The sequence below is a fragment of the Streptomyces sp. NPDC059874 genome, assembly GCF_042731135.1.
Lineage (GTDB): Bacteria > Actinomycetota > Actinomycetes > Streptomycetales > Streptomycetaceae > Streptomyces.
On the sequence record NZ_JBHWJY010000079.1, the window covers coordinates 1 to 5,529 of the forward strand.

Sequence of the window (5,529 nt, forward strand, 5' to 3'; positions counted from 1 at the left end):
TACGAGGGCTTCCGCCCGGCACGCCGAGAGCACGCACCAGACGCCGCGGGGCCGCCCTTCGGGCGACGACGGGAATTTGACGACAGGCCCTAGGCGCGCTTCATCAGGACGACCCCTTCGGCCTCGCCCACGACGGTGAACCGTTCGCCGGGGTGCAGCTGGCCCGCGTAGGCGGTCGGGTCCTCGCCGGCCCACCGGGAACCGTTGTCGAGGGCGATCCAGTCGGGTACCACGCCCTTGCTCCCGCCGATCCACAGCACGCGGCAGCGGGAGGTCAGCCGGGTCAGCGGACCGGTGTCGGCCTCCACGGTCGCCCCGTCGGGGATGCGGTCGAGGAGGCGCTCGACGGCCGTCACCCGGGCGGGTTTCTCGTACGTGCTCGCTTCGACGAGTTTGGCGGTCGGCATGGCGGTCGCGGCCAGCGCGAGGGAGGCGGCGAGTACGGCGGTGGGCATCTGGAGGGCGTACGAGCGCAGCCACGGGCGCTCGCCGCGCCGCAGGGTGTCGACGGCGTCGACGAGGGCGAGGGCGACGACGGGCATCAGGACGGCGCTGTAGTGCCAGTCGGTGGACCAGTAGTGGTCGTCCCCGGACAGGAACCGCCAGCCGAGGGTGGGGGCGGCGACCAGCAGCAGGGGTGAGCGCAGCGCGAGCAGCCCGGAGGTGGGCAGGAGCACCCAGGTCAGGGTGGTGAGCTTGGTGCCGAGGCCGTCCAGGGGGCCCGCGCCCTGGATCTTGTCCCAGTAGCCGTAGCCCGCGGTGGCGAAGGCCGGTATGAACACGGTGAACACGAGGACGGCGAAGACGGCGCCCGCGGCGGCGACGCCGAGCGCGGTCCAGGCGGCCCGCCGGTCGGTGGACCGGGCCCGCCAGGCCACCACCACGGCCAGGGCGGCGAGGGTGAAGCCGAGGTCCTCCTTGACGAGGACCAGCGGCAGTGCCCACAGCAGCGCGGCCCGCCATCGCCGGGCGAGCAGGGCCTCCAGGGAGAAGGCGATGAGCGGCACGGCGAAGGCGATCTCGTGGAAGTCGAACTCCACGGCCCGCTGGATCCCCCAGGACAGCCCGTACGCGACCCCGACGGCGATCCCGCGGGCCCGCCCGAGCAGCCGTCCGGCGGCCCGGGTGACGGGGACGGCGGACAGCGCGAACAGGGCGGCCTGCACGACCAGCAGGGTGATGGGGCCGGGGAAGACCCGGTACACGGGCGCGACCAGCGCGATGATCGGGCTGAAGTGGTCCCCGAGGATGTTGGCCCCGGGCCCCTTCAGATCGGCGACGGGCGCCTGGAGGTGCGCGTACGCCCGGATGGCCTGTTCGAAGATCCCCAGGTCCCAGGAGGCCCACTCCATCCGCCGGAACCGGCCGACGGACAGCACGAGGTAGACGAGGAACATCCCGGCGGCCACCGCGTACGGCCCCGGCCACCGGCCCGTGCTCGGCCGGGCCGGAACTGCTGCCACCGGCGCCGATCGGGCTATCGCATCGCTCGTCACTTACCGCTGCTCCCTCGGGCCGGTCGGGGTCGAACGTCTGGGGAAGCGACGCGGCGAGCTCAGACGCCCCTTACAAGCACATCTTGACATCCTCCCCGTCCCTCGGCGGGAGGGCCACGGTTCACCAGGGCGGCCCGCGCGCTCACCGGGGCGGCCCGCACCGCGCCGGTCCCGTCACCCCCACGGGGGACCGGAATCCCCCGCGCGTGGCGGAGGGGAACGGACGCGGCGGCGCGCAGCGCCTCCGTGACGGGCGGCGGTCGGGAGACGGGCGGGCGTAGGCTGGGAACCCCCGGCCCGTACGACGTGTCGGGCCCTTCGCGTTGCCCCCTCACCGGATGGAAGCCGCTACATGAGCCTGCACGGACTGCTCGACGCCGTCACCCGGGACCCCGCGCTCGCCGAGGCGGTCACGGCGGCCGGCGACGGCAACCGCATGCACGTCGACGTGGTCGGGCCCGGTGCCGCGCGGCCCTTCGTGATCGCCGCGCTGGCCCGGCAGACCGAGCGGACCGTGCTCGCGGTCACCGCCACCGGGCGGGAGGCCGAGGACCTGGCCGCGGCCCTGCGTTCCATGCTGCCGCGGGACCTGTCGCACACGGTGGTGGACTACCCGTCCTGGGAGACGCTCCCGCACGAACGGCTCAGCCCGCGCAGCGACACCGTGGGCCGCCGGCTCGCCGTGCTGCGCCGCCTCGCGCACCCGAGCAAGGACGACCCGGCCGCCGGGCCCGTCAGCATCGTGGTCGCCCCCATCCGGTCGGTGCTCCAGCCGCAGGTCAAGGGGCTCGGGGACCTGGTGCCGGTCAGCCTGCGGCAGGGGGAGAGCGCGGACCTCGGGGAGGTCACCGCGGCGCTGGCCGCCGCCGCGTACGCGCGCGTCGAGCTCGTCGAGAAGCGCGGGGAGTTCGCCGTGCGCGGCGGCATCCTCGACGTGTTCCCGCCCACCGAGGAACACCCGCTGCGCATCGAGTTCTGGGGCGACGACGTCGAGGAGATCCGCTACTTCAAGGTCGCCGACCAGCGGTCCCTGGAGATCGCCGAGCACGGGCTGTGGGCCCCGCCCTGCCGCGAGCTGCTGCTGACCGACGAGGTACGGGAGCGGGCCGCGGCCCTCGCCGAGGCGCACCCCGAGCTCGGCGAACTGCTGAACAAGATCGCCGAGGGGATCGCCGTCGAGGGCATGGAGTCCCTCGCCCCGGTCCTGGTCGACGACATGGAGCTGCTGATCGACGTGCTGCCCGCCGGGGCGATGGCCGTGGTGTGCGACCCCGAGCGGGTACGGACGCGGGCCGCGGACCTGGTGGCGACGAGCCAGGAGTTCCTGATGGCTTCCTGGGCGGCCACCGCCGGCGGTGGCGAGGCCCCCATCGACGTCGGTGCGGCCTCGCTGCGCGGGATCGCCGACGTACGGGAGCACGCGCGCGAGCTGGGCATGATGTGGTGGTCGGTCTCCCCCTTCGCCGCCGACGAGACGTTGACATACGCCGCTGACGCGGCGGGGGGCGGGGACGTCCTCAAGCTCGGCATGCAGGCCCCCGAGGCCTACCGGGGCGACACCGCCCGCGCGCTCGCCGACACCAAGGGCTGGATCGCCGACGGCTGGCACACCGTCTACCTCACCGAGGGCCACGGCCCGGCCGCCCGTACCGTCGAGGTGCTCGGCGGCGAGGGCATCGCGGCCCGGCTGGAGGCGGACCTGGGGGCGCTGGAGCCCTCGATCGTGCACGTCGCCTGCGGCTCGCTCGACAACGGGTTCGTCGACGCGGCGCTGAAGATCGCGGTGCTGACCGAGACCGACCTGACCGGGCAGCGCACCGCCACCAAGGACCTCGGCCGGATGCCGACCCGGCGCCGCAAGTCGATCGACCCGCTAACCCTGGAGGTCGGCGACTACATCGTCCACGAACAGCACGGCGTCGGCCGCTACATCGAGATGGTGCAGCGCACCGTCCAGGGCGCCACCCGCGAGTACCTCCTCGTCGAGTACGCGCCGGCCAAGCGCGGCCAGCCCGGCGACCGGCTGTACATCCCCACCGACCAGCTGGAGCAGGTCACCAAGTACGTCGGTGGTGAGGCCCCGACCCTGCACCGGCTCGGCGGCGCCGACTGGACCAAGACCAAGGCGCGGGCGAAGAAGGCGGTCAAGGAGATCGCCGCCGACCTCATCAAGCTGTACTCGGCGCGCATGGCGGCCCCCGGTCACACCTTCGGCCCGGACACCCCCTGGCAGCGGGAGCTGGAGGACGCCTTCCCGTACGCGGAGACGCCCGACCAGCTCACCACCATCGCCGAGGTCAAGGAGGACATGGAGAAGTCCGTCCCCATGGACCGTCTGATCTGCGGCGACGTCGGCTACGGAAAGACCGAGATCGCGGTTCGGGCGGCCTTCAAGGCGGTCCAGGACGGCAAGCAGGTCGCCGTCCTCGTGCCCACGACCCTGCTCGTGCAGCAGCACTTCGGGACCTTCTCCGAGCGCTACAGCCAGTTCCCGGTGAGCGTGAAGGCGCTGTCCCGCTTCCAGAGCGACACCGAGTCCAAGGCCACCCTGGAGGGCCTGAAGGAGGGCTCGGTGGACGTGGTCATCGGCACGCACCGGTTGTTCTCGCAGGAGACCAAGTTCAAGGACCTGGGCCTGGTCATCGTCGACGAGGAGCAGCGGTTCGGCGTCGAGCACAAGGAGCAGCTGAAGAAGCTGCGCGCCAACGTGGACGTGCTGACGATGTCGGCTACACCGATCCCGCGCACCCTGGAGATGGCCGTCACCGGCATCCGCGAGATGTCGACGATCACCACCCCGCCCGAGGAGCGCCACCCGGTCCTCACCTTCGTCGGCCCGTACGAGGAGAAGCAGATCGGCGCTGCCATCCGCCGCGAACTGCTGCGCGAGGGCCAGTGCTTCTACATCCACAACCGGGTCGAGTCCATCGACCGGGCGGCCGCGAAGCTGCGCGAGATCGTGCCCGAGGCGCGGATCGCGACGGCGCACGGCCAGATGTCCGAACAGGCCCTGGAACAGGTCGTGGTGGACTTCTGGGAGAAGAAGTTCGACGTGCTCGTCTCGACGACGATCGTCGAGTCCGGCATCGACATCTCCAACGCGAACACGCTGATCGTGGAGCGCGGCGACAACTTCGGCCTCTCCCAGCTGCACCAGCTGCGCGGCCGCGTCGGCCGAAGCCGCGAGCGCGGGTACGCGTACTTCCTCTACCCGCCGGAGAAGCCGCTGACCGAGACCGCGCACGAGCGGCTCGCGACGATCGCCCAGCACACCGAGATGGGCGCGGGCATGTACGTGGCGATGAAGGACCTGGAGATCCGCGGCGCGGGCAACCTGCTCGGCGGCGAGCAGTCCGGTCACATCGCGGGCGTCGGCTTCGACCTGTACATCCGGATGGTCGGCGAGGCCGTGGCCGACTACCGGGCCGCCGTGGAGGGCGGGGTGGAGGAGGAGCCGGCGCTGGAGGTCAAGATCGAGCTGCCGGTGGACGCGCACGTCCCGCACGACTACGCGCCCGGCGAGCGGCTGCGCCTGCAGGCGTACCGGTCCATCGCCGCCGCCAACTCCGAGGCGGACATCAAGGCGGTCCGCGAGGAGCTCACCGACCGCTACGGCAAGCTGCCGGAGCCGGTGGAGAACCTGCTGCTCGTGGCCGGGCTGCGGATGCTCGCCCGTGCGTGCGGGGTCGGCGACATCACCCTCCAGGGCCCCAACATCCGCTTCGGTCCGGTGGAGTTGAGGGAGTCGCAGGAGCTGCGCCTGAAGCGGCTCTACCCCGGGTCGGTGCTCAAGCCCGCGACCTCGCAGGTGCTGATCCCGCGGCCGAAGACCGGGAAGATCGGCGGGAAGCCGTTGGTCGGCCGGGAACTGCTGGCCTGGACGGGGGAGTTCCTCACCACCATCCTCGGCTCCTGACGCACCGTGGAGGCCGGGCCCGTACGGGGGCCCCCCCCCCCCCGGGGGGTTTTGGGAGGGGGACCGCGGTTGCCGGGGGGGGTTGCGCCCACAGGCCGGCCCGGGGGGGCAGTGAGG

2 protein-coding genes are annotated in these 5,529 nt (G+C 72.5%); one reads left to right on the forward strand and one right to left on the reverse strand.

The annotated features are described in order from the left end of the window. Nucleotides 1-89: 89 nt before the first annotated feature. Nucleotides 90-1,397, reverse strand: coding sequence for a DUF2079 domain-containing protein (locus ACFV9H_RS32750; protein WP_385405541.1), 1,308 nt, complete (start codon nt 1,395-1,397; stop codon nt 90-92). 451 nt (nt 1,398-1,848) lie between these two features. On the opposite strand from ACFV9H_RS32750, the gene mfd reads away from it, so the two are divergent. After that, nucleotides 1,849-5,412 (forward strand): transcription-repair coupling factor, encoded by a 3,564-nt coding sequence (mfd, locus tag ACFV9H_RS32755; RefSeq protein ID WP_385405477.1) that lies wholly within the window; start codon nt 1,849-1,851, stop codon nt 5,410-5,412. Nucleotides 5,413-5,529 lie beyond the last annotated feature (117 nt).

What these genes read in the sequence shown, in the direction of transcription:
- ACFV9H_RS32750 (WP_385405541.1), bottom strand. Translation starts at nt 1,397, where the DNA reads ATGTTCCTCGTCTACCTCGTGCTGTCCGTCGGCCGGTTCCGGCGGATG.
- mfd (WP_385405477.1), top strand. Translation starts at nt 1,849, where the DNA reads ATGAGCCTGCACGGACTGCTCGACGCCGTCACCCGGGACCCCGCGCTC.